This is a genomic window from Burkholderia sp. PAMC 26561 (assembly GCF_001557535.2).
GTDB lineage: Bacteria > Pseudomonadota > Gammaproteobacteria > Burkholderiales > Burkholderiaceae > Caballeronia.
Genome location: NZ_CP014306.1, coordinates 3,141,090 through 3,164,562 on the forward strand (window position 1 = coordinate 3,141,090; position 23,473 = coordinate 3,164,562).

Annotated in this window: 16 protein-coding genes, 1 other RNA gene and 1 pseudogene; 9 read left to right on the forward strand and 9 right to left on the reverse strand. The window is 61.6% G+C overall.

Annotated features, from left to right (window positions below):
* Positions 1 to 19: 19 nt before the first annotated feature.
* From AXG89_RS14430 to ffs, 9 genes are all read right to left on the reverse strand, one after another.
* The gene (locus tag AXG89_RS14430; RefSeq protein WP_061999544.1) at positions 20 to 844 is read right to left on the reverse strand and encodes an ABC transporter permease; all 825 of its coding nucleotides are present in this window, start codon (positions 842 to 844) and stop codon (positions 20 to 22) included.
* Between the two features lie 36 nt (positions 845 to 880).
* The gene (locus AXG89_RS14435) at positions 881 to 1,708 is read right to left on the reverse strand and encodes an ABC transporter ATP-binding protein (RefSeq protein ID WP_062170027.1); all 828 of its coding nucleotides are present in this window, start codon (positions 1,706 to 1,708) and stop codon (positions 881 to 883) included.
* Positions 1,709 to 1,711: 3 nt separating this feature from the next.
* Positions 1,712 to 2,749 carry an ABC transporter substrate-binding protein gene (locus tag AXG89_RS14440; protein WP_062170028.1) on the reverse strand — a complete coding sequence of 346 codons (1,038 nt, stop codon included), beginning with the start codon at positions 2,747 to 2,749 and terminating at the stop codon, positions 1,712 to 1,714.
* A gap of 63 nt (positions 2,750 to 2,812) precedes the next feature.
* Positions 2,813 to 4,018: a CaiB/BaiF CoA transferase family protein gene (locus AXG89_RS14445; RefSeq protein WP_062170029.1), complete on the reverse strand. Its 1,206-nt coding sequence runs from the start codon at positions 4,016 to 4,018 to the stop codon at positions 2,813 to 2,815.
* A gap of 30 nt (positions 4,019 to 4,048) precedes the next feature.
* Positions 4,049 to 4,273, reverse strand: a complete 225-nt coding sequence (locus AXG89_RS14450) for a DUF1653 domain-containing protein (protein WP_061999548.1) — start codon at positions 4,271 to 4,273, stop codon at positions 4,049 to 4,051.
* A gap of 20 nt (positions 4,274 to 4,293) precedes the next feature.
* Positions 4,294 to 4,890: a recombination mediator RecR gene (gene recR, locus AXG89_RS14455; RefSeq protein ID WP_061999549.1), complete on the reverse strand. Its 597-nt coding sequence runs from the start codon at positions 4,888 to 4,890 to the stop codon at positions 4,294 to 4,296.
* A 40-nt stretch (positions 4,891 to 4,930) separates the two neighbouring features.
* The gene (locus tag AXG89_RS14460; protein WP_056363948.1) at positions 4,931 to 5,257 is read right to left on the reverse strand and encodes a YbaB/EbfC family nucleoid-associated protein; all 327 of its coding nucleotides are present in this window, start codon (positions 5,255 to 5,257) and stop codon (positions 4,931 to 4,933) included.
* A gap of 125 nt (positions 5,258 to 5,382) precedes the next feature.
* Entirely contained in the window at positions 5,383 to 7,902 is a 2,520-nt protein-coding gene (locus AXG89_RS14465) for a DNA polymerase III subunit gamma/tau (protein ID WP_062170030.1), read from the reverse strand.
* 199 nt (positions 7,903 to 8,101) lie between these two features.
* Positions 8,102 to 8,200: signal recognition particle sRNA small type (gene ffs, locus AXG89_RS14470), an RNA gene on the reverse strand.
* Positions 8,201 to 8,581: 381 nt separating this feature from the next.
* Here ffs and trxA point away from each other — a divergent pair.
* The 9 genes and pseudogenes from trxA to AXG89_RS14515 all read left to right on the forward strand — a co-directional run bounded on the left by trxA (position 8,582) and on the right by AXG89_RS14515 (position 23,469).
* The gene (trxA, locus tag AXG89_RS14475) at positions 8,582 to 8,908 is read left to right on the forward strand and encodes a thioredoxin TrxA (RefSeq protein WP_031356443.1); all 327 of its coding nucleotides are present in this window, start codon (positions 8,582 to 8,584) and stop codon (positions 8,906 to 8,908) included.
* A 334-nt stretch (positions 8,909 to 9,242) separates the two neighbouring features.
* Entirely contained in the window at positions 9,243 to 10,508 is a 1,266-nt protein-coding gene (gene rho, locus AXG89_RS14480) for a transcription termination factor Rho (RefSeq protein ID WP_056363952.1), read from the forward strand.
* 160 nt (positions 10,509 to 10,668) lie between these two features.
* A complete protein-coding gene (locus tag AXG89_RS14485) occupies positions 10,669 to 11,148 on the forward strand; it encodes a MerR family transcriptional regulator (protein ID WP_062000874.1) in 480 nt (159 codons plus the stop codon).
* Positions 11,148 to 12,695, forward strand: coding sequence for an MFS transporter (locus AXG89_RS14490; protein ID WP_061999551.1), 1,548 nt, complete (start codon positions 11,148 to 11,150; stop codon positions 12,693 to 12,695). Before AXG89_RS14485 ends, AXG89_RS14490 begins: the two co-directional genes overlap by 1 nt.
* Before the next feature lie 24 nt (positions 12,696 to 12,719).
* Entirely contained in the window at positions 12,720 to 13,544 is an 825-nt protein-coding gene (locus AXG89_RS14495) for a M90 family metallopeptidase (RefSeq protein WP_061999552.1), read from the forward strand.
* A 164-nt stretch (positions 13,545 to 13,708) separates the two neighbouring features.
* A complete protein-coding gene (locus AXG89_RS14500; protein WP_056363961.1) occupies positions 13,709 to 13,963 on the forward strand; it encodes a type B 50S ribosomal protein L31 in 255 nt (84 codons plus the stop codon).
* Between the two features lie 256 nt (positions 13,964 to 14,219).
* Entirely contained in the window at positions 14,220 to 15,983 is a 1,764-nt protein-coding gene (locus AXG89_RS14505; protein WP_061999553.1) for an ArnT family glycosyltransferase, read from the forward strand.
* 2 nt (positions 15,984 to 15,985) lie between these two features.
* Positions 15,986 to 17,351, forward strand: a pseudogene (locus AXG89_RS14510) (MATE family efflux transporter).
* Between the two features lie 133 nt (positions 17,352 to 17,484).
* Positions 17,485 to 23,469, forward strand: a complete 5,985-nt coding sequence (locus tag AXG89_RS14515) for an Ig-like domain-containing alpha-2-macroglobulin family protein (RefSeq protein ID WP_062170031.1) — start codon at positions 17,485 to 17,487, stop codon at positions 23,467 to 23,469.
* Positions 23,470 to 23,473 lie beyond the last annotated feature (4 nt).

The following is a 23,473-nucleotide window of genomic DNA, read 5'->3' on the forward strand; positions in this document are numbered from 1 at the left end:
CGGCGTCAAGAGGGCCGCGTCACATCTTTTCGGTATCACCGGCGCTCGGCTGCCACTTCATCAGGCGGCGTTCGACGAACGCAACTATCCCGTCCAGGATCAGTGCGAATGCCGTGAGCACCAGAATGCCTGCGAACACGGTATTGATATCGAACGTGCCTTCGGCTTGGAGAATCAGGTATCCGACACCGCGTGCCGAACCCAGATATTCGCCCACCACGGAGCCGACAAACGCAAGTCCCACCGACGTGTGCAAGCTGGAGAACACCCAGCTTGTCGCGCTCGGCAAATACACGTGCCGCAGCAGATGTTTGCGATTGGCGCCGAGCATGCGGGCGTTGGCAAGAACGACCGGGCTCACTTCCTTCACGCCCTGATAGACGTTGAAAAACACGATGAAAAAGACCAGCGTCACGCCGAGCGCCACTTTCGACCAGATGCCGAGGCCGAACCAGACGGCGAAGATCGGTGCAAGGATGACGCGCGGCATCGAGTTCGCGGCCTTGATGTACGGATCGAAGAGCGCGCTCATCATGGGCGCCAGGGCAAGCCATAAACCAACCCCGAGACCCATTACCGTTCCAATCACGAATGCGAGCACGGTTTCGATCAGCGTGACCCAGAGATGCACGTAGATCTCGCCGGTCGTGAACCATTGCCAGATGCGCAACAGCACTTTCTGCGGTTCGCCAAAGAAGAATGCGGCCTTGCTCGAATCGTCGAAATAAAAAGCCGGCAACAGCGTCGGGCTGGTCAGCACATACCAAAGTAAGAAACACAGCACGAGCAGCAGCCACTGCCATACAACCAGGTTTGCGCGGTTCGGGCGCAACGTTTTCCACATGATCGATCTGCTCTTGTTAGCAAGCTAATTGGTGGATCAAACGGCTGTGAGCTGTTGCTTGTAGCCTTTCAGGACTTCTTCCCGAAGCACGGACCAGATCTGTGCGTGCAGTTCCACGAAGCGCGGATGCGAGCGGATTTCGGCCACATCACGCGGACGCGGCAGATCGATCACGAACTCGCCGATCGGATGCGTGCCCGGCCCTGCCGACAGCACCACCACGCGATCGGACAGCGAAATCGCTTCGTCGAGGTCATGGGTGATGAAGAGCACGGCTTTACGCTTGGCTGCCCAAAGTTCGAGCAACTCGTTTTCCATGAGCTGGCGCGTCTGGATATCCAGGGCGGAAAACGGTTCGTCCATCAGGATGATGTCCGGATCGAGGATCAGCGTTTGCGCCATGCCCACGCGCTTTCGCATGCCGCCGGACAACTGATGCGGATAACGGTCGCCGAACCCGCCAAGACCGACGCGCTTTAACCACTCTTCGCCTCTCGCAGACGCTTCGTCTTTGGGAACGCCGCGAAACGACAAACCGGCTGTGACGTTGTCGAGTGCCGATCGCCAGGGCATCAGCGCTTCAGCCTGGAACATGTATCCGGCGCGGCGGTTGATCCCGTTGAGTTCGGTACCGAAGACGTTGACCGTGCCCGACGAAGGCGCGAGCAAACCGGCGCCGACGTTCAACAGCGTGGACTTGCCGCAGCCCGTAGGACCGACGACCGAGACGAACTCGCCCGGCGCCACGCGCAACGTTGTCTCCTTGACCGCCGTGTAGCGGGAACGGCGGTCATCGCGGGAGACGAACGTGCAAGTGACATTCTCCAGCGCGAGCGCGGGGACCGGTGTAGTTGTCGGCTGCACCGCTTATGCCTTGACCGAGGTCAACGCCTTCTTCACGAAGTCGTTGGTCCACGTCTTCGACAGGTCGATCGGCTTGCTTTTTACGGTTTCGTCGAAGGCTTGCAGCGTCTTGAGCGACGTCGCAGGGCCGTTTGCGGGCATCAGGCCATCGGGCGACATGGCTTCCTTCACGTGCTGCCATGCATCCAGATAAAGCGAACTGTCGCCGAGCAAGTATGCCTCGGGCACCGTCGAGATCAGGTCCTTGCCCGTTGCCGTCTGAAGCCACTTGAGTGCACGGACCATCGCGTTGGTGAGCGCCTGGGTGGTGTTCGGATTCTTCGTGATGAAGCTCTGCGACGCATACAGGCACCCTGCCGGCATGTCGCCGCCGAAGACCGCGCGGGTATCGGCGAGCGTGCGGGTGTCCGAGATCACTCGGATGTCGCCGGAGCGTTCCAGTTTGGTCATGACGGGATCGAGGTTCGCCATGGCATCGATCTGTCCCGACTGCAATGCAGCGACCGCACCCGCTCCCGCGCCCACGCCGATGAACGACACGTCGCTCGCGGTGAGCCCGGCCTTTGCCAGAACGAAGCTCGCCATGATCGATGTCGACGAACCCGGCGCAGTCACGCCGATCTTCTTGCCTTTGAGATCGGCGATGCCCTTGTAGTTCGGCATCGCTTTCTTCGACACAGCCAGCACGATCTGCGGCGCGCGCCCTTGCAGCACGAACTCGCGGAACATCTGCCCCTTCGCCTGCAGCAGCAGCGTATGTTCGAACGCGCCCGACACCACGTCCGCGCTGCCACCCACCGCGGCTTGCAACGCTTTCGCACCGCCGGCGAAGTCGGAGATTTCGATCTCGAGCCCTTCGTCCTTGAAGTAGTTGCGGCGCTCCGCAATGGTGAGCGGCAAGTAGTAGAACAGGTTCTTGCCGCCGACCGCGATCGAAACCTTTGGATGCTCGAGCTTCGCTTGCGCGAACGCGAATGGGGTGTCTATCAATGTCCCGGCAGCGAGCGCCGCGCCGCTTGCGATGAAAGTCCTGCGTTGCATCTTGTCTCCTTCGTTTTTATTTTTCGAGGCTTTGGTTTGAACGCCGAGATATTTTGCGGAGGCTCAAATCACCCTGTCCGCCCGCAATCTTGCAATATTGTCAGGATCATACCCGAGCGATTGCAGGACATCATCGGTGTGTTCACCAAGTTGCGGTCCGAGCCAGCGTGTTCCGCCAGGCGTTTCCGAGAGCTTTGGCGTGACGTTCGGCAAGGCGATCTCACGGCCGTCCTGCCACGAAAATCGCTGGATCATCTGGCGCGCGATGTACTGCGGGTCGGTGAACATGTCGGCCACGCTGTAGATGCGTCCCGCGGGAACATCGGCAGCGTTGAGCACGGCGAGGGCTTCGTCGATCGTGCGCGTGCACAGCCACACGCGGATGGCATCATCGATTTCCCGCGTACGTGGCACACGTCCATCATTCGATGCCAGCGTCGGATCGTTGCCCAGATCTTCGCGGCCGATCGCCAGCATCAAACGCTTGAAGATAGGATCGCTGTTGCCGCCGATCACGATGCTGCCATCGCGGCACGGATACGTATTCGACGGCACGATACCCGGCAGCGACGCGCCCGTGCGCTCGCGGATCATGCCGTACACACCATATTCCGGCACCACGCTTTCCATCATGTTGAAGACGGCTTCGTAAAGCGCGACATCGACGACCTGCCCTTTGCCACCGTTCGCTTGCCGGTGATGCAGCGCCATCAGTGCGCCGATCACACCGTGAAGCGCAGCAATGGAGTCCCCGATCGAAATGCCGATCCGGGGCGGCGGCAAATCGGGATAGCCCGTGATGTGACGTAATCCGCCCATGGATTCGGCGATCGCGCCAAATCCCGGCCGGTCGCGATATGGCCCGGTCTGCCCATATCCGGACAAACGCACCATCACGAGGCCAGGATTTTCAGCGGACAAGACTTCATAACCGAGCCCGAGTTTCTCGAGCAGACCCGGCCTGAAATTCTCGACGACGATATCGGCTTCCTTGGCCAGCCGGCGGACGATTTCCTTGCCTTCCGGGGCTTTCAGGTTGATGGTCACCGACTTTTTATTGCGCGCCTGAACGGCCCACCATAGCGACGTCCCGCCCACTTCCGGATAGAGCTTGCGCCATTTGCGCAGCGGATCGCCGCCGTTCGGATCTTCGATCTTGATGACGTCAGCGCCGAACTCGCCCATGAAGCGCGAGGCGAACGGCCCGGCGATCAGCGTGCCGAGTTCGAGAACCTTGACGCCGGCGAGCGGTCCCGAGGTTGCGCTCATGGTGTCTCCTGCGTTGTTGTTTGTGACTTGTTAAAGCGGAATCTCGAGCGCCTGGAAACGCGGCGAACCGTTTGAGAGCGTGTCGTTGAAGATCGCGGCCGGCCGCACCCACAAGCCGTGGTCGTGAGGCCACAGATGTTCGTAGACGATCATGGGCTCTTCAGTTTCGGAATGCCGCGCCACGCCAATCACACGATACAACCCGCCCTTGTAATGGCGATGTGTGGCCAATGCCAGTGCTTCTGCTTCGGTCATGTCGTTGTATGTCCTCGGGTCTATACCGAACGGCGATCCAGCATCGCGCGCGCGATCGTGCCTGCATCGACGTACTCGAGTTCCCCGCCCACCGGTACGCCGCGCGCGAGCCGCGTCACCTTCAGGCCCTTGGATTTCAGCGTCTGCGCGAGGTAATGCGCGGTCGCTTCGCCCTCGTTCGTGAAGTTCGTGGCGAGCACGATCTCCTTCACGATGCCATCGGTGGCGCGCTGGATCAGGCGATCAAAATGAATTTCCTTCGGCCCGATACCATCGAGCGGACTCAGCCGCCCCATCAGCACGAAATACAAGCCGCTATAAGTCAGCGTCTGTTCGAGCATGATCTGGTCGGCTGGCGTTTCGACCACGCAGAGCAATTCGGCGTCGCGCTCGGGATCGCTGCAGACTTCGCAGATTGCCGCCTCGGTGAACGTGTTGCATTTCTCGCAGTGCTGCAGATGCTCGGTTGCAAACATCAGCGACCGGCCGAGCTTTTCAGCGCCTGGCCGGTCATGCTGCATGAGGTGATAGGCCATGCGCTGCGCCGACTTGGGACCCACGCCCGGCAGAGCGCGCAGCGCTTCGACGAGCGCCGACAAGGCGGAAGGTTGTTTCATGCGCGGTGGCCGTTGCTCTGAGAGTTGGTGTGCTGGCAGCTTAGAACGGCAGCTTGAAGCCCGGCGGCATCGGCATGCCGGCGGTCATGCCGCTCATCTTTTGCTGCGTGGTGGCTTCGGCCTTGCGCACGGCGTCGTTGAATGCTGCAGCAACGAGGTCTTCCAGCATGTCCTTGTCGTCGGCGAGCAGGCTCGGATCGATCACGACCCGGCGCACGTCGTTCTTGCAAGTCATCGTTACCTTCACAAGGCCCGCGCCCGACTGACCTTCCACTTCGATCAGCGCGAGTTCGTCCTGCGCCTTCTTCATGTTGTCCTGCATTTGCTGCGCTTGCTTCATCAAGCCGGCGAGTTGGTTCTTCATCATGATCGGGCTCCTTGGGAAAAACGGTATAGAAAATGGGTGTCTATTGCGTGGCTGGCGTTCAGTACATGGCCATGCCAGCGAAGAATGTGCGCTTCGTTGCGCTTGAAACGATGTTCTCTAAAAGCTCAATTCGCCGATGCCGCATTCTGCCCGCCGCCCTGTGCGCTGCTGCCGTTCTCCGGCGAGATCGGCTTGATGGACCCCTGCACGATACTCGCGCCGAAATCGCGAATCAGGGACTGCACGAACGGGTTCTGCGTGATTTCCTTTTCCGCTTGCTGCTGGCGCTGGGCGCGAAGAGCCGCATCGACGGCCGCAGCCGTACGGCGCGCCGCCCCGACGCTCACGACCACTTCGAGCGGCCGGCCAAGCTTGTCGGCCAACGCCGCTTTCAACTTGGCGACTTGCGCACTTTCCGCGTATTGCGGAACCGGCACGACCAGTGTGATCGATCCGGCGTCGCATGCGGTCAGCTCGCTATTGAACGCAAGCTGATAAGCGATGCCCTTCAACGGCAAGTCCACGGCCAGCGAAGGCCAGTCGCCTGTGACGCCAATAGCATCGAGCGGGACGGCCGGCGGGAGCGGACGGGTGTCGGCCTTGGCTGCGGGTTTGGTCTCGGTCCTCGAACCAGGCGAGTCATTGAAGCGTACGTCGTCGGGGCCGCTTTCGAACGAGGGCACGAAACCGTCGTCCGGCGCCATGAAATACCCATCGTCCGATGAAGCCGGCTGATAATCATCCAGTGGAATCTCTTCCCACGGCGCAACGGCGCTGCCGTTATTGGCACCGGCGGGCTCGTTTGCGTTGCGCGCGGACGCGTCGGGCCGGGCATCGCTCGCGGGCGCAGGCTGCACGGGCGGCGCGGCTGGCCGCCGTGGCACCGGAACCTGGACGACCGGCGCGGCCTTCGGCATTACTGACTTGCGCGCCTGTTCTGCCGGACGCGCGCCCCGGTCCGACGATACCCGCATGCCGGCGCTGCGCAGTACATCAAGCGCCGCACTCGCGCCACCGGGAGTCCGCAGAGAAGCTGTTGCCACTTTTTCGAGCGGTGCGCTTTCGCTGGGCTCCGCTACCACGCGCTCCACGAGTTCCTGTGCAGCAGCAGCCATGGGCGCCCGCTCAGGCTCGGGAACTCCCGCAACAGCAGGTTCGCTGTTTAAAGGAACTTCCGGTCCCGCGGTTTGAAGCGAAGAGGTATCGACGGGAGTTTGCGCTTCATCAGTGCCTTGCTCGACCGGCGCATCCTGATCAGCCGGCGCGGCTGGCAACGTGCCGGAAACATCGGCCAAACTACCCTCGATACCCTTCGCGGCATGCGCTTCTGATTCAGGAGCGTTGACGGAAGCCTCTGCACTGGCCAGGGGCGCCTCGATCGTCTTCGGACTGCGTGCATCAGCATCGAGCTCCGGCGCGGCCGCCGCCTTCGGCGTCACGTCGGCCGCAGCGCGAATACCGCTGGCTGTCACCGCGCCCGGCGCCGCGCTGCGAGCGCTCGTGGCGCTCACGCCGGCTCCCGCAGCCTTGACACGCGCGCCGCCCCCTCCTCCCGGACCACCCGCTGGTTCGAACGCCAGCATCCGCAGCAGCGTCATGGTGAACCCGGCGTATTCATCGGGCGCGAGACCCAGTTCACCACGCCCGATGGTCGCGATCTGATAGAACAGTTGCACGTGCTCGGCGCTGAGGGCACCGGCAAAACGGCGGATATCGCCGGCCTCCGGCCATTCATCGAGCACCGATGCCGGCGCAAACTGCGCCCATGCAACCTTGTGCAGCAATCCGGCAAGATCCTGCAGCGCCGTGGAAAACGACAGGCTCCGCAACGCCATTTCGTCGGCGATAGCCAGCACGCCCGGCCCGTCGCCGATCGCGAGCGTATCGAGCAAACGGATCAGATAACTCTGGTCGAGCGCGCCGAGCATTCCGCGCACGGCTTGCTCGGTCACCTGGTTCGCCGAGTATGCGATGGCTTGGTCAGTGAGAGACAGCGCGTCACGCATGCTGCCGTCAGCCGCACGCGACAACAACCGCAACGCCTGCGCCTCGTAAGGGATTTTTTCCTCGCCCAGCACGTGTTCCAGATGACCGACGATATGTCCCGCCGGCATCTGCTTCAAGTTGAACTGAAGACAGCGCGAGAGCACGGTGACCGGGATCTTTTGCGGATCGGTGGTGGCGAGGATGAACTTGACGTGTGCGGGCGGCTCTTCCAGCGTCTTCAACATGGCGTTGAATGCGTGGTTCGTGAGCATGTGCACTTCGTCGATCATGTAGACCTTGAAACGCGCATCGACCGGGGCGTACACGGCACGCTCGAGGAGCGCCGCCATCTCGTCCACGCCACGATTGCTGGCCGCGTCCATCTCCACATAATCGACAAAACGTCCCTCGTCGATTTCCTTGCACGCCCGGCATACGCCGCACGGCGTTGAGGTCACGCCGGTCTCGCAATTGAGCGCCTTGGCGAAGATACGCGACAGCGTCGTCTTGCCGACACCGCGCGTTCCTGTGAACAGATAAGCGTGATGCAGCCGCCCGCCGTCTAGCGCGTGCGTGAGCGCGCGCACCACGTGCTCCTGGCCGACGAGCGAGGCGAAAGATTTGGGGCGCCACTTGCGTGCGAGAACTTGATAGGTCATGCCGAAATTGTATCAGCAACGTCAAGAGCCCAAAGCGTTTCCAAGGCGGGACGGCACGGGCTCGAACGGCGTTCGGCGCGCTGCGGGAAACGCATTGAAATGCGATTCAGGCGGCCATACATTTGACGCAAAGGAAGTAAGAGCTGGAGCGAAAGATGCGAGTAAACAGCAGAGATAAAAACAGGGGAGATGAAGCGAAGGTGACGAGCCCGACCCTCGGCACTGGTAGAAAACGGCTGTGGCTGCTTCGTTCCCGACCTGACCAGGTTGACCGCGCCACCATGCGAGGAGGCCCGTCACGCAGAATCATATCAGACCTGGTACGCATTGCGTACCCCCATCCTCAAGCGCCCTCGCGTTCACCCCCGTTCACCCCATCACCTCATGGCTCGCCGCGCTCTTTATCGACGCAGAAAAACCGGCTTGGAGATCTTGAAAAACGCGGGTCCGGGTACATCCTATCGGTAGCCGGCAACGGATAGCAAAGTAAGCTAAGATGACATTTTGAAGCACCGGCTAAACGCCGTGTGGCGGGCAGAAGCGGCATACCGGCAACGGTTTCGCGCCCACCCAAGCGAGCGGTTCTACACCCCGCGGCGCGGGAGAACAATTTCCTTGTTTTGGTGTATCGTGGCGAGCATTCAAACGCGGGCCTCGAATTCAGAGAGGTATCTACATAATGAGCGAATCGATCAAACATATTAGCGACGCATCCTTTGACCAGGACGTCACGAAGTCGGATAAACCCGTTCTGCTCGACTTCTGGGCCGAATGGTGCGGTCCCTGCAAGATGATTGCGCCCATCCTCGACGAAGTTGCCAAGGATTACGGCGACCGCCTGCAAATCGCGAAGATCAATGTGGATGAACACCAATCCACGCCCGTGAAGTTCGGTGTGCGCGGCATCCCCACGCTGATCCTCTTCAAGAACGGCGCGGTTGCAGCGCAAAAGGTCGGCGCCTTGTCGAAGTCGCAATTGACAGCGTTTCTGGACAGCAACCTGTGAGGTTGAATCCGGGACGCCGGCGTCAGGCAACTGATTCGGCGACCCGGATTCAGCAGCAAGTCTGCATTAGTGCACGGCCTGGCTTCGGTGCCCGGCCACGCAAGTAAAAAGCAAGTAAAAGCGATTAGCTGCACCTGTGGGATTCCCGCTAAATGTTGTGCGACCACAACATGCGCGCGTTCCATCGCCACCAGGCCTTTTCGAGGCTCCGTCGGCATGTGCTATGCTAGAATCCTAAGACTGCAAGACCAAGACGGTTTAGGTCCTTGAGCGTTCAGCTCACTTCTCCTCCCAAATTCTCTGTTGTACCTCTTCTCCCTGGCGGGAAATCCGTATGCATTTATCCGAGCTCAAGTCTCAGCACGTCTCCGCATTGATCGAAATGGCCAATGGCCTGGAGATCGAAAACGCCAATCGCCTGCGCAAGCAGGAATTGATGTTCGCGATTCTTAAAAAGCGCGCCAAGACCGGCGACACGATTTTCGGCGACGGCACGCTCGAAGTATTGCCGGACGGCTTCGGCTTCCTCCGCTCACCCGAGACTTCATACCTCGCCAGCACGGACGATATCTACATCAGCCCGTCGCAGATTCGCCGCTTCAACCTGCATACCGGCGACACCATCGAAGGCGAAGTGCGCACCCCGAAAGACGGCGAGCGTTATTTCGCGCTGGTCAAGGTGGACAAGGTCAACGGCCAGGCGCCGGAAGCCTCGAAGCACAAGATCATGTTCGAGAACCTGACGCCGCTGCACCCGAACAAGCCGCTGCCGCTCGAGCGCGAAATGCGCGGAGAGGAAAACGTGACGGGCCGGATCATCGACATGATCTCGCCTATCGGCAAGGGGCAGCGCGGGTTGCTGGTGGCATCGCCGAAATCGGGCAAGACCGTGATGCTGCAGCACATTGCGCACGCCATCAAATCGAACCACCCGGATATCGTGCTGTTCGTGCTGCTGATTGACGAACGCCCGGAAGAAGTGACGGAAATGCAGCGCTCGGTGGTCGGCGAAGTAATCGCCTCCACCTTCGACGAACCCGCCGCGCGCCACGTGCAAGTCGCGGAAATGGTGATCGAAAAGGCCAAGCGCCTGGTCGAGATGAAGCACGACGTGGTCATCCTGCTCGACTCCATCACGCGTCTCGCGCGCGCCTACAACACGGTCGTGCCGGCTTCGGGCAAGGTGCTGACCGGTGGTGTGGATGCCAACGCGCTGCAACGTCCGAAGCGGTTCTTCGGCGCGGCGCGCAATATCGAGGAAGGCGGATCGCTGACCATCATCGGTACGGCACTGATCGAAACCGGCAGCCGCATGGACGACGTGATCTACGAAGAGTTCAAGGGCACCGGCAACATGGAAGTGCATCTGGAACGCCGTCTTGCTGAAAAGCGGGTTTATCCGTCGATCAACCTGAACAAGTCGGGCACGCGCCGCGAAGAACTGCTCATCAAGCCTGACCTGCTCCAAAAGGTCTGGGTGCTGCGCAAGTTCATTCACGACATGGACGAAGTCGAATCCATGGAATTCCTGCTCGACAAGATCCGCCAGACCAAGAACAACGCTGAATTCTTCGATCTGATGCGCCGCGGCGGTAGTTGAGCCCCGACGGTCCAACCGAACACGAAAGCCGTCCGCATTGCGGGCGGTTTTTTTTCGCCCATCGAAACCTATACCAGGATTCCAAACGTGTACGTTCACGTTCATGTTGATCTATAATTCAGGGAAACCTTTCTCGCCGGAACGCAAACCGGCCAACGTCATGTCCGAAGAACTTCTGACCGTGCGCGACGCCGCCGAGCGGCTCGGAGTCACGCCCCGCACGCTGAAATACTATGAAGAACGCGGCCTTGTTGTGCCGAGCCGGAGCGAGGGGCGGTATCGGCTATACGACGCAGACGATCTGGAACGGTTTGGGCGCATTCTCCGGCTTCGCTCGCTCGGATTCTCGCTGCACGGGATTGTCGAGATGCTCAAGCGGCCGCTCGAAAAAACCGATGCGGGCCACAACCGTTATTCGCCGGATTCGCTGGCCGGAATCAAGAACGGCTTGCAACAGCAACTCGATGCCATCGATACCCGTATCGAAAACGTGCGTCGAGAACTGAAAGAAGCGCAGACCGTACGCGCGGAGCTGCGGCTCGATCTGGATTACGTGGAAGCGCGGCTTGCGGGCCAATCCGCCGAAGCGCTCCTCGAACAACAATCGAAGACGCGCGCCAAACCGGGGAGCAAGAAGTAATGAGCGCGCGGGCGCCGGTATTTGCAGTCGAGCGGCTGCGAGGCGACTTCTTCCCGTGGGTGCTGGCGCTGGTAACGGGCCTCGATTACTTCGATAACGCCATCTTCTCGTTCTTCGCGAGCTACATTGCGGGCGGCATCAATGCATCGCCGGACGAGCTCGTGTGGTCATCGAGTGCTTACGCGGTCGCGGCCGTGCTCGGGATCTTGCAGCAGCAATGGTGGGTCGACCGGCTGGGGCATCGGCGATACGTGGCTGGTTGCATGTTGTTCTACGCGTGCGGCGCGATCCTGTCGGCGCTCGCAGAAACCTCGCTGGAACTCACGTTCACACGCGGCCTTCAAGGCTACTTCATCGGTCCGATGATGGGCGCCTGCCGCATCCTGATCCAGATCAGCTTCACGCCGCAAAAACGCGCCGGCGCGACGCGCGCGTTCCTGCTGCTGATCGTGGGCAGCAGCGCGATCGCGCCGTTGTTCGGCGGCTGGCTGGTATCGCATTTCGACTGGCGCGCGTTGTTCGCATGCACGGCGCCGGTGGGTTTCGCGTTCGCGGGCCTTGCGATGCTCGCGTTGCCCGATTCGGGCAATGTTCATCGCGATGAACGCGGCGCCACGTCCTTCTGGCCATATCTGGTGTTTGCGTTCGCCCAGGGCGCATTGCAAATCGTGATGCAACAGGTGCGCTTCGAGCACTTCACCACCTCGCCGACGCTCGTGATGCTGACGGCAGCCGGCATCGGCACGCTGGTCTGGTTTGCGTGGCATCAGTGGCATCACCCGGCCCCACTCGTTCGCCTTCACGCGCTGCGCGAGCGTTCGTTCCAGGTTGGCCTCGTGCTGTACATGCTCTACTACTTCGAGTCCACGGGATTCAGCTATCTGATCTCGCGGTTTCTGGAACAAGGACTGGGCTATCCAGTTCAGAATGCCGGACGGCTCGTGGGGATGACGTCGCTGATATCGGGTTCGGCGCTCTTCCTTTATTTCAAATATACGAAGTACGTCACGCGGAAGAAATGGATCATCGTGCCGGGGTTTGCGATTGCAGCGCTGGTCGGGTGGATCATGACGCGCATGTCGCCGGGCGTGGCGCAAATCGATCTCATCCTGCCGATGCTGCTGCGCGGCTTGCTGTTGCTGTTCATCGTGCTGCCGGTGGCGAACCTCACGTTCAAGATCTTCGCCATAGAAGAGTTCACGCATGGCTACCGGCTGAAGAATATCGTGCGGCAGTTGACGCTCTCGTTTGCGACGGCGGCGGTGATCATCGTGGAGCAGCACAGGCAGGCGCTGCATCAATCGCGGCTCGCCGAAGCCGTGAATCCGTACAATCCGGAGTTCCAGAACGCCGCAGGCACGCTGGCGCACGGGTTTGCCGCTGCCGGCCATACGGCCGGTGAGGCTCACGCGCTCGCCCTCGTGACGATTTCCCGTATGGTTACGCAGCAGGCGAGTTTCCTGGCGTCGCTCGATGGCTTTTATTTCCTGATGGGCGTCGCGATTTGCGGTGGTCTGTTCGCGGCATGGCAAAAACAGATTGACTGAATTCGAGAGACTGACACGGACCTCATGGCCAATTTTCTGACCCGGCTGATCGGCGGGAATCGTCGCGAACGGGCGCTGCGCAAGTACGCGATCGATGACGCGCTATGGCAAGCCACGTTCGACCGGCTGCCGTTTTTCGGCCATCTTAGTGCTGGCGACCTGGAGCGTCTGCGTGAGAACACGACGCTTTTCATCGCCGAGAAGGAATTTTCGACGGCGCACGATCTGCCGCTGACCGACGCGATGATCGTCTCCATCGCCTTGCAGGCCTGCCTGCCGGTGCTGAACCTGAGCCTGGAGTTGTATCGCGGATGGGTGGGCGTGATCGTGTACCCGGGCGAGTTCGTCATCAAGAAAACGGTCGAGGACGAGGACGGCGTGGTGCATGAGATCGAACACGACGCCAGCGGGGAGGCTTGGGAAGGCGGCCCGGTGGTGTTGTCGTGGGAGGACGCGCAGATGACCGACGGGGAGGACGCGTACAACGTCGTGATCCATGAGTTCGCGCACAAGATCGACATGCTCAACGGCGAGGCGGATGGACACCCGCCGCTCTACCGCAAATGGCATGCGCCGCTCGATTCCGTGGCCTGGAACGATGTCTTCGATCATGCCTACGACCATTTCTGCGCTCAAGTCGACGCCGTTTCCGACCGCCGATGGAACCGTTTCGAGCGCGAATCCCTGATCGATCCGTACGCGGCCGACCATCCGTCGGAGTTTTTCGCGGTGTGCAGCGAGGCCCTGTTCGTGAAACCGGCGGCCTTCGAACGGGACTATCCCGAGTTGTATCGGCTGCTCGCGCGTTACTACCGGCAAGACCCGGCGAACGTGGGCGCGCTTTCGTAAGCGCCTGGCCAGAGGGCCCCAAAAACATGCCAGGCGACTGATTTTCTGGCATAATCCACGGTTTTCGACCTCAGGCAAGTGGCTCGCGCTCGGGAAAAGTGACAAACGTCATACTGAGCGCACGTTGAGCGGGCTGGCTACCAACAGATACCAAAGGAAAGACCATGAAAGAAGGCATTCACCCGAATTACCGCGAAGTGCTGTTCGTCGACATGTCGAATGATTTCAAATTCATTACGCGTTCGACCATCAACACGCGCGAAACCGGCGAGTTCGAAGGCAAGCAGTACCCGCTGGCAAAGATCGAAGTGTCGTCGGAATCGCATCCGTTCTACACCGGTCAGCAAAAGATCATGGACACGGCCGGCCGTGTCGAGAAGTTCAACAAGAAGTTCGCAGCGTTCTCGTCGAAGAAGTAATTCAGCAGAATTGCAGCACTGAAGAAAGGCAGCGAAAGCTGCCTTTTTTTTCGCTTGAATTTTCGTCGGAAGCCCGTCGTCTACGCACCGCAACGACGCACGCGACGGCTCCCGTCTACAATGCCGGATTCGTTAAAAATTGCACTAACTAAAAAGTGACGAAAAAGCGTCACGAAAACCGCGCGCTCCCGGGCTTGCCAGCCTTGATCCAGCGCCGCCGCTTCGCCCAATCCGTTCTGTTTCCTGTCGCCACCGCATGCGAAATGTCATCCGTCTGACCGCCTCCGCAACCAGCGCCCTGCCGCGCTGGCTGCTGCTGACCATTTGTATCGTCTATGCGTCGTTTGGCCTGTTCGGCCGCGATCCGTGGAAAAACGAGGACGCGGCAGGTTTCGGCGTGATGTGGACGATGGCCAACGGCAGCGTCAAGGACTGGCTATTGCCGAATCTGGTCGGCAAGGCGCTGACCTCCGACGGCCCGTTCATCTATTGGTTCGGCGCGGGTTTCATTCGCCTGCTGAGCCCTTGGGTCGATGCCAGCAACGCTTCGCGGGTCGTCACCGGCCTGCTCTTTTGTATTGCGTGCGCGTTTGTCTGGTACACGGCGTATTTGCTCGGCCGCCGCGACGAAGCGCAGCCCTTCAAGTACGCGTTCGGCGGCGAACCGGAACCGCGTGACTACGGCCGCACGCTCGCCGACGGCGCCCTGCTCATTTTGCTCGCCTGCTTTGGTCTCGCCGAGCGTGGCCACGAAACCACGCCTCAGCTTGCCCAGTTCGCCGGTACCGCCATGCTCGTGTACGGCCTCGTGCGCAGTTGCGATAAACCCATTCAAGGCGCGCTCATCTGGGGCGCGGCGATCGGCCTTGTTGGTTTGTCGAGCAGTCCGGTGCTGGTGCTTGCACTCCTGATCTGCACGCTGGCCATGACCGTGATCGTGCGTGAAGTGCGGCCGTTTTATCTGCTCGTGCTCGGCGTGCCGGTCGCGGCCATTCTGATCGGCGCGTGGGTCTGGCCGGTGCTGCATCTTTACCCGGACGACGGCGAGTGGTGGCTGCGCCAATGGTGGCGTCATAGTTTCGACGCGTTCTCCGGCTCGCCGATCCCGGCGCTGTCCTACGCAATCAAGAACCTGCCGCTATTCACCTGGCCCGCATGGCCGCTCGCCATCTGGACCTTCGTGAGCTGGTCGGGACTGCGGCGTTCGCCGCACGTGGCAGTGCCGGTATCGGTGATCGGGCCGTTGCTGGTGCTCGTGATCCTGCAAAGTCATCAGTCGAACCGGCTTTTCATGTTGCTGCTGCCGCCGCTGTCGGTGCTCGCCACGTTCGCCTTGCCCACGCTCAAGCGCGGCGCGATCAACGCCATCGACTGGTTCGCCATGCTGAGCTTCACCCTGCTCGCCACCTTCGTCTGGCTGGTCTGGACTGCCGGCTTGTACGGTTTCCCGGCGCCGCTCGCGCGCAACCTGGCGCGCCTCGCGCCGGGGTTCCAGCCTGAATTCAAGATCCTGTCGTTCGTGTGCGCGGTCGCCGTGACGGTCTGCTGGTTCTCGCTCGCGCGCTGGCGCCTCGCGCGGCATCCGAAGGTCTTGTGGCGCAGCGTGGTGCTGTCGAGCGCCGGCACGACGCTGATGTGGGTGCTGCTGATGACACTGTGGCTGCCGGTCGTGAACTACAGCCGGACGTATCGCGACGTGGCGGAGCAGATTGCCGATCATCTCCCGGCCGACTACACGTGCATTTCCCCGGTACGTCTGGGCGATGCGCAGATCGCAACGTTCGCATATTTCGGCGGCATGCACTTCGCCTTCGATGAAGACTGCGACGTCATCCTGCGCCAGGACACGCAGGACTACGGCGAGCCGTCGTCCATTTCCACGTTCGTCTGGAAGCTCGTCTGGGAAGGCCGCCGCGTCGCCGACCGTGACGAACGCTTCCGGCTGTACGTGCGCATCGAGCGGCCGGTTCCGCCCGTCAGAAGGCCTGGGCCGAAGCCGTTGCGCCGGGGCACGAACTGACCATGTGGCCGGACGTCCGCAAGATCGCCGCGTTGGCGTGGCCGGTGCTGATCGGGCAACTGGCGATCATCGCGTTCGGCGTGATCGATACCGCCATGGTCGGCCGCTTCTCCGCGACCCGATCTCGCCGCGCTCGGCCTGGGTTCATCGATATACATTTCCGTCTACATTGGCCTGACCGGCATCCTCACGGCGTTGCAGCCAATCGCCGGGCAGCTATTCGGCGCGCGGCAGGAAGCCGAGATCGGCGAGGAAGTGCGCCAGGCGTTGTGGCTGGCGGCGGTGTTATCAGTGATCGGTTTCGTTTGCCTGTACTTCCCGCAACCGCTCCTGAGCATCGCCGATGCCCCACCCGTCCTGCACGAACGCACCCTCTCCTATTTGCGCATCCTGTCGCTGGGGTTGCCCGCGAGTCTCGCGTTTCGCGTCTATAGCTCGCTGACCAATGCGGTCGGCAAACCGCGGCTCGTGATGTTCCTGCAAGTCGGCGCGCTGGTGGTGAAGGTGCCGCTCAATTTGTGGTTCATCTTCGGCGGCTTCGGCATGCCGGCGCTGGGCGGCCCGGGCTGCGCGATCGCCAGCACGCTGATCAACTGGCTGATCGCGATCGTCGGAATGACGGTGCTCGTACGCGTCGGATTCTTCCGGCCGTTCGGCATCTTCTCGCGGTTTTGCTGGCCCGTCTGGCGACGCCAGAAGGCGCTCCTCAAGCTCGGGATTCCGATGGGACTGTCCTATCTCATCGAAGTGACGTCGTACACGTTCATGGCGCTTTTCATCTCGCACTTCGGCACGACGACACTGGCCGGGCATCAGATCACCGGGAACATCGGCGCGGTGCTGTACATGACGCCGCTCTCCATTGGCGTAGCCTCCGCCACGCTCGTCTCGCAGGCAATCGGCGCGCAACATTTCGATGCCGCCCGTTCCCTCGCACGGCACGGCATCGCGCTCTCGTGCGGGATCGCTGTTGTATATGGCGTCGCGCTGTTCGTGCTGCGGCCCTACGTGCTGATGGCCTACACGCCGGACGCGCAGATCATTGCCGCAGCCATGCCGCTGCTCGCAATCGTGGTGTTCTACCACCTCTTCGACGCACTCCAGATCACCACGGCCTTCGTGCTGCGCGCCTACAAGGTCGCCGTCGTGCCGACGGTGATCTATGCCGTTGCGTTATGGGGAATCGGGCTGGGCGGCGGGTATTTGCTTGGCTTCAATGTAGGGGGTTTTGCGCCTGAATCGCTACAAGGCGCGCGCGGGTTCTGGGTCGCGAATTCGGTGAGCCTGGGAGTGGCGGGCATCGGTCTGTTTCTGTACTGGCGCCGCGTCAGCCGCCGCCATATCCCCGCCGACGCCAAACCCGCATAGCATCTTCACGTAACAACGCGCACCCGATGCAAACAATCATCAAATCTTGTCGCACGATGGAAACAAATGCTTAGCTTAACGTAAGGCTCCGGTAAAATCGCCAGCGGTTTTGGCTTTTCCCGGAGCGCATTCGATGATCAGCGTCATAAAAAAACAAACCTGGACGCTGGCTTCGGCCGCTGCCGTCTCATTGCTGGCAATAGGCTTTCTCGGCGCGACGCATCGCGCAGACGCCGCCCGGACGGTAAGCGTTTCACCGCAGGGCAAGGTCACGCAGGTCCGGCAAGTCGTGGTCAAGTTCGACGAACCCATGATCGCCTTCGGCGGCGCCGCCGCGAAGGCGCCGGCTCAGGTGCACTGCAGCGGTGGTCCGGCCCCGGGTGCCGCGTCAGGCTCGGCCCACTGGGTCGACGATAAAACCTGGGCCTACGATTTCGATCAGGACCTGACGCCCGGCATGCGCTGCTCGGTGGCGCTCAACGACGGCCTCAAATCAAACGCTGGAAACGCGCTTACCGGACCGCGCGAATATCGCTTCGAGACGGGCGGCCCGTTTGTCCTGAGCGTGATGCCGGGGTATGGCGACATCGAAGAGAACCAGTTCTTTGTGGTAAGGCTCAACGGCCCGGCAACGGAAGCCTCCGCGCTGCAAAACATCTGGTGCGAATCGAACGGCTTGGGTAACCGCATTCCCGTCAAGTCCATCGATGCCACCGCACGCACCGCCTTGCTCAAGCACTTCCGCCTTGAAAAAGACAGTGCACGCGTCCTCACGCTCGCCTGCCAGCAGACCCTGCCCTCGGCCACGAAGATGCAACTCGTCTATGGCCGTGGCGTCGCGGGCCCGAGCGGTCTCGCGAACGACGTGGAAAAACGTTTCGACTTCGATGTCCGCGCCCCCTTCACCGCAAGTTTCTCTTGCGAACGTGAAAACGCAAAAGCGCCCTGCACGCCGCTGCGCCCGTTGCGCATCCGCTTCAACTCGCCTGTACTGCGCACCGACGCCGCGAAGATCACGCTGCGTGGCCCGGGCGGCAACGCAACGCCGACCTTCGATCCCGACGAAAAGGATAGCGAGATCAGCACGGTCGAGTTCGCGGCGCCGTTGCCGGAACACGCGGATCTATCGATTGAACTGCCTGGTGGGTTGAAGGACGCGAGCGGCCGTGAGTTGTCGAACGCAGATCTCTTCCCGCTGAGGACCGCGACCGCTCCCATGCCACCGCTGGCGAAGTTTTCATCGTCGACATTCGGGATCATCGAGCGCTTCGCCGAACCGAACATGCCCGCCATGTTGCCCGTCACGCTGCGTCATGTAGAAGCCGACCTGAAGGTCAGCGGCTTGAACGCGGGAGCATCGAGCGTGACGAAACTGCGCGTGGACGCCGATACGGATATTCGCCGATGGATGAAGACCGTCGACCAGTTCGACGGCTTTTCGATGTCCGTTTCGCAGATCGAGAAGCAGATGCCGCAGGCGCTGCACAACGGCATCAAGCCAGTCTACGCGGTGGGGAGCACAGCGAAAAATCCGCAGATCGATATCCGCTCGTTGTCGCTGCTCGCAAAGCAACCCGGCGTCGAGACGTTGAGCGTGCCGCAGGCCGATCCGAAGTCCCTACGTCCGTTTGAAGTGGTCGGCATTCCGATCATGAAGCCGGGATTTTACGTGGTCGAAATGGCGTCGCCGGCGCTTGGCGCGTCGCTGCTCGGCAAGCCGCAGGCCATGTACGTGCGTACGTCGGTGCTTGTGACAAACCTCGGCGTGCATTTCAAGCAAGGGCGCGAGAACAGCATCGTTTGGGTGACTGCGCTCGACAGCGGCAAGCCGGTGCCCAACGCGCAGGTCGACATCAGCGATTGCAATGGCGAACAGATCGCCACGGCAACGACGAACGCGCAAGGCATTGCAAACGTGAACAAGCCGCTCGCCGCGGCTGCCGAATGCGATGAACAGAGTCTGGAATGGTCGGGCTTTTTCGTCTCGGCACGTGTGGACGATCCGAAGACCGGTCCCGACATGGCGTTCGTGCGCTCGGACTGGAATCGCGGTATCGAAAGCTGGCGTTTCAACGTTCCGACCGACATGAGCCGCGACCAGACCACCCGCGCCACGACCGTGTTCGACCGGACGCTCTTGCGCGCCGGCGAAACGGTATCCATGAAGCATTTGATGCGCGAGGAAACGCTCAGCGGTTTTGCGTTCCCGTCGCATATGCCGTCGCGCGTGACGATCCGTCATCTGGGCAGCGGCCAGACCTATCACCTGCCGCTCAAGTGGGCCGCCGATCACAGCGCCGATTCGACCTTCCCGATTCCCTCCGCCGCAAAGCTCGGCGAATATAGCGTGACGCTCGACGACGGCAAGGCCGACGCCGGCGACGATGACGACGATTCAAGCGCCGGTTCTGGCCGAATGAGCGTCGATACAGGCAGTTTCCGCGTAGAAGAATTCCGCCTTCCGGTGTTCAAGGGATCGATCGGGATTCGCGACCAGAAGACGGGCGCGCTTGTCGCCGCCAAAGAAGCGCCGCTCGCGGTGCAGATCGAATATGTATCGGGCGGACCGGCATCGAATCTGCCTGTCCAAGTGTCGGCGTTGATGAAAGACACATCGCCGCCGTTTGCATCGCAATTCGATTCGTTCAGCTTCGCGCCGTACAAAAAGCCTGCGGACGATGGCGCAAGCGCGCCCGCAACGGAAGGCGACGACGACAACTCGAGCGCGCAGGAAGATACATCGACGGCAAAACTCGTCGCCGATAAAACCGCGCTCACACTCGACCGTAACGGCACGGGCACGCTCACGCTGAAATCGCTGCCCGCGGTCGAGGCGCCGAAACGGCTCGCGCTGGAAGCGACCTTCGCGGACCCGAACGGCGAGATCCAGACGCTGCGCGGCGACGCGACGCTCTGGCCTGCGGCGGTGGCTGCTGGCATCAAGGCGGGCGACTGGGTATCGGTCGGGAACGCAGTGCCGGTGCAGGCGCTCGCCGTCGATTTGCAGGGCAAGCCGCGCGCCGGCGTTGCGCTGGAAATACGCGGCGTTGCGCGCACCATGACGAGTTCGCGCAAACGCATGGTCGGCGGTTTTTACGCCTACGACAACCACACCGAAATCAAGGACCTCGGCACGCTGTGCAGCGGCAAGAGCGATGACCACGGGCTGCTTTCCTGCGATGCAAAACTCAAGGAAGCGGGCAACGTCGACCTGATCGCGATTGCGAAAGACGGTGACGGACGTGTCGCGAACGCGACGACATCGGTTTGGGTCACGCGGGAAGACCAGCTCTGGTTCGGCGGCGAGAACACGGATCGTATCGACGTATTGCCCGAGAAGACCAGCTACGAACCCGGCGAAACCGCGCGCTTCCAGGTGCGCATGCCGTTCCGCTTTGCGACCGCGCTCGTGGCCGTGGAACGTGAAGGGATCGTGGAAACGAAGGTCGTCGAACTGGACGGAAAGAACCCGACCATCGAATTGAAGGTCCAGGACACGTGGGGGCCGAACGTGTATGTCTCCGTACTCGCGATTCGTGGCCGGATTCATGAAGTGCCGTGGTATTCGTTCTTCACGTGGGGCTGGAAAGCGCCGCTCGACTGGGCGCATGCGTTCTGGTACGAAGGCCGGCAATATGAGGCGCCCACGCCGCTCGTCGATTTGTCGAAGCCCGCTTTCCGGTACGGTCTCGGCGAGATCAAGGTGGGTACGGCCGTGCACAAGCTGGGCGTCACGGTGACGCCCGACGCAAAGTCGTACGCCGTGCGTTCGAAGGCGCATGTGAAGGTTCGCGTGACGTTGCCGGACGGCAAGCCTGCGCCGGCCGGCACGCAGATCGCGCTCGCCGCTGTCGATGAAGCCCTGCTCGAACTCATGCCGAATCAAAGCTGGAACGTGCTCGACGCCATGCTGCAACGGCGCGCATATGGCGTGGAGACATCGACGGCGCAAATGGAGATCATCGGACGGCGTCACTTCGGGCGCAAGGCGGTGCCGGCGGGCGGCGGCGGCGGACACAGCGCCACACGCGAACTCTTCGATACGCTCCTGCTCTGGAATCCGCGCCTGACGCTCGATGCAAACGGCGAAGCGTCGGTCGACGTGCCTTTGAACGATGCGTTGACGAGCTTCCGTATCGTTGCGATCGGGGCGGTTGGCGCCGGGCAGTTCGGTACCGGGAGCGCATCGATACGCAGCACGCAGGACCTGCAACTGATATCCGGTTTGCCGCCGCTCGTGCGCGTGGGCGACCAGTTCCGCGCGCTCTTCACGCTGCGCAACACGACCGCGCGCACCATGCAGGTTGTCGTCACGCCGAACGTGCCTTCGCTCGATCTGAAGGCGCAAACGGTGGAACTCGCGCCGGATTCATCGAAGGAAATCTCGTGGGAGATCAACACGCCGGACGCCATTGGCATGGCGGCGACGGGCGCGTTGAACTGGCAGGTGAACGCAGCCGAGCAAGGCGGTCCGAAAGCCGCCGATGCGATCAAGCTCACGCAACGCGTCGTGCCGGCCATCCCCGTGACCGTCCAGCAGGCCACCATGACGCAAGTCGATGGCACGTTCACGCTGCCGGTCGCGCCTCCGGAGACTGCAGTGGCATCCGCCGACGGGCAGATTCGCGGCGGGATTGCTGTGACCTTGCAGCCAAGACTCGCCGATGGCCTGCCCGGCGTGCGCCGCTGGTTCGAGCGCTATCCGTATAGCTGCCTTGAGCAACAGACATCGCGATCGCTGGGTCTCAACGACCTCACGCAATGGAAGACGGTGATTGCACGCATGCCGTCGTATCTGGACAGCGACGGCCTCGCGAACTACTTCCCGCCGTCCGATGATTCGCGCCCATACGGCAGTCCGACGTTGTCGGCGTATCTGCTTGCGGTCAGCGACGAAGCATCCAAAGCGGATCGCCGCTACGCCCTGCCTGATGACCTTCGCGACAAGCTCGCGGGCGCATTGACGAACTTCGTGGAAGGCAAGATCCAGCGCAAGTTCTGGTCGCCGCGTCAGGACCTCGACTTCGTGAAACTCTCGGCCATCGAAGCGTTGTCGCGATACGGTCTCGCAGAGCCGCGCATGCTCGGCTCGATCACCATCGCGCCGAACCAGTGGCCGACGTCCGCGCTGCTCGACTACTACGCGATCCTTTCCCGCGTGGACGGCATTGCCCAGCGCGACGACCAGCGCGCGCAAATCGATCAGATCCTGCGCGCCCGCATGACGTATTCGGGTACGCGCCTGACGTTCTCGACCGCGGCTGATGACGACCTCTACTGGCTCATGACCGGCCCGGAAACGAACGCGGCGCGCATGGCGCTGCTTTTCGCCGACAACCCTTCCTGGAAGGACGAAATGCCGAGGCTGATCGGCGGATTGCTGGCGTTGCAGAAGAACGGCGCGTGGGACACCACGACTTCGAATCTGTGGGGCAAACTTGCTGTCGAACGTTTCTCGCGTGTGTTTGAAAGCACACCGGTGACAGGGCAGACGCACATTGCGTTAGGCAGCGTAGATAAAGCGATCGCGTGGAACACACCGGGCTCGCACAGCGTGACATTGCCCTGGGACAAGGGTGCGCTCACCCTCACGCAGGACGGAACAGGCAAACCATGGGCGACCATGGAAAGTCTCGCGGCCGTTGCGTTGAAGGCGCCGTTCGCGGCGGGGTATCGGATCACGAAGACTGTGACGCCCATCGATCCCGCCGTCAAAGGCACGCTGTCGCGCGGTGACATTGTGCGCGTGCATCTTGATATCGAAGCGCAAAGCGACATGACGTGGGTTGTCGTGAACGATCCGGTCCCGGCTGGCGCGACGATCCTCGGCTCCGGCTTAGGCCGCGACTCGGAAGCCGCCACCGAAGGCGAAAAGAGTGCGCAAGGCGCGTGGCCGGCATTCGTGGAACGTGGCTTCGATGGATACCGCGCGTATTACGACTATCTGCCGAAGGGCAAATTGCAGGTCGAGTACACGGTCCGGCTGAACAACGCGGGCACGTTCGGGCTGCCGCCAACGCGCGTGGAAGCGCTGTACGCGCCGTCCGTGTTCGGTGCAGTTCCAAACGCGACCGTGGTCATCGCGCCGCTTGCTTCATCACCGACCGCTGCAAAGTAGACCC